The 1224-nt window shown below is 38.5% G+C and carries 1 protein-coding gene; it reads left to right on the forward strand.

Annotated features, from left to right (window positions below; genetic code table 11):
- Positions 1 to 98 precede the first annotated feature (98 nt).
- A complete protein-coding gene (locus EKM66_RS12465) occupies positions 99 to 1148 on the forward strand; it encodes an IS30 family transposase (protein WP_125765041.1) in 1050 nt (349 codons plus the stop codon).
- Positions 1149 to 1224 lie beyond the last annotated feature (76 nt).

Here is a 1224-nt window from a genome sequence, read left to right on the forward strand (position 1 = left end):
TGGCAAATTTTATAATCAAGTTAGCCACTTGAGAAAAACTGAATAAAAAAAACACCAAGACGAAAAAATCAGGTATCATTGGAGTTCCGACACTAACAATGAAAGAGGTTTTCGTCTTGGCGCAAGAACAGATTACCATAAAACGAAACAAGGGTCACCACTTAACTGAAGTTGAGCGTGGGAAAATAGCTGCTCTACATAAATTGGGCCACTCTAACCGTAAGATTGCGATTGCTCTCGGTGTTTGCCCACAAACTATTAATAACGAGTTGAAACGTGGCAAAGTAACTCAAGTTAAGAAGATTAATGGTAAAGAGTACTATCATCAAGAATATATACCTGAACTTGCTCAAAGCCGTTATGTCGATAAACGCAAAGCGTGTCATCGACCTTACAAACTATCACAAGTTATTAGCTTCCTATCATTTTTTGTGGAACACTTTAAAAAAGATGGTTGGTCACCTGACGCGACCGTTGGTCGTGCCAAGGTGTTGAACCTTTTTCTACCGGAAGAAATGGTATGCACTAAAACCCTTTATAGTTATATTGATGCTCAATTATTAGAAGTAAGAAATATTGATCTTATCAACAAGATGTCTCGCCGATTACCAAAATGTGTGGTTCGTAAGAACCATCGTATTTTGGGGTTGAGTATAGAAGAACGCCCAACTGAAGTGGATAATCGAGAAGAATTTGGTCACTTTGAAATAGATACTATTGTTGGTCTTAGAAACGGTCAGGAGAGTGTGATTCTTACCATGATTGAACGCAAGACTCGTTTCCAAATTATTCGTTTAATTGACAGTAAAGACGCTGACTCGGTGGCTTATATAATGAGAAACATCAATAAAGAGTATGGATCAATAATCAAATCTATTACCGCCGATAATGGTCTTGAGTTTAGTACCCTGACAGAAGTAATGGATAAGATAGCACCTGTCTACTTCACTCATCCATATACATCCAGTGAGCGAGGAACCAATGAGGTTCACAACCGCATGGTACGAAGAGATTTCCCAAAGGGAATCTCTCTCGATTTGGCAACCCCTTCGGAGATTGCACAAACAGAATATAAACTAAACAATATGCCTCGTAAAAATACTGGGTATCAAACGCCAGCTGAGCTATTCAATGAAGAATGTGCTTAATTACTTAACTCCACTAACTGAAACTCCCTTGGTATCAGTCTTTTAAAAAGTGGCTAACTTGTTCTTGCAATTTGCG

Source organism: Companilactobacillus hulinensis, assembly GCF_003946555.1.
Taxonomy (GTDB): domain Bacteria; phylum Bacillota; class Bacilli; order Lactobacillales; family Lactobacillaceae; genus Companilactobacillus; species Companilactobacillus hulinensis.